Here is a 334-nt window from a genome sequence, read left to right on the forward strand (position 1 = left end):
ATGAGCCAGGCCAGCAGCGGTGCGACCAGAATCACGCCACCGATCTCGAACAGGCTGGCGTGCAGCGCCCTTTCACGCAGGGTCTTGGACGCTACGGATGCGTGCTGGCTGGCGTGTTGTGGGCTGTTGCTCATGATAAGACTGTCCTTTGTGCTCGTGGGTGGCAGCATTATCATCGGTGTTTGCGTTAACCTGAAAATCAATACCATCGGTAAAGCCGATAAGAGAGTGTCATGAGTTATTCACCGGAAGCCCTGGAAGCCTTCGCCCAGATTGCCGCGCTGGGTTCGTTCAGTGCAGCTGCACGCCGTCTGGGCAAGAGTCAGTCGACGAT

General features: G+C 56.9%; 2 protein-coding genes. One reads left to right on the forward strand and one right to left on the reverse strand.

From position 1 onward, the window contains the following. Nucleotides 1-134, reverse strand: a 134-nt coding sequence (locus tag ALO43_RS29660) for a chlorhexidine efflux transporter (protein WP_328586984.1), incomplete at its 3' end; no start/stop codon positions are given. A 99-nt stretch (nt 135-233) separates the two neighbouring features. Here ALO43_RS29660 and ALO43_RS29665 point away from each other — a divergent pair. Continuing rightward, on the forward strand, nt 234-334 hold a 101-nt coding region (locus ALO43_RS29665), incomplete at its 3' end, for a helix-turn-helix domain-containing protein (protein ID WP_157062365.1).

Source organism: Pseudomonas tremae (assembly GCF_001401155.1).
GTDB lineage: Bacteria > Pseudomonadota > Gammaproteobacteria > Pseudomonadales > Pseudomonadaceae > Aquipseudomonas > Aquipseudomonas tremae.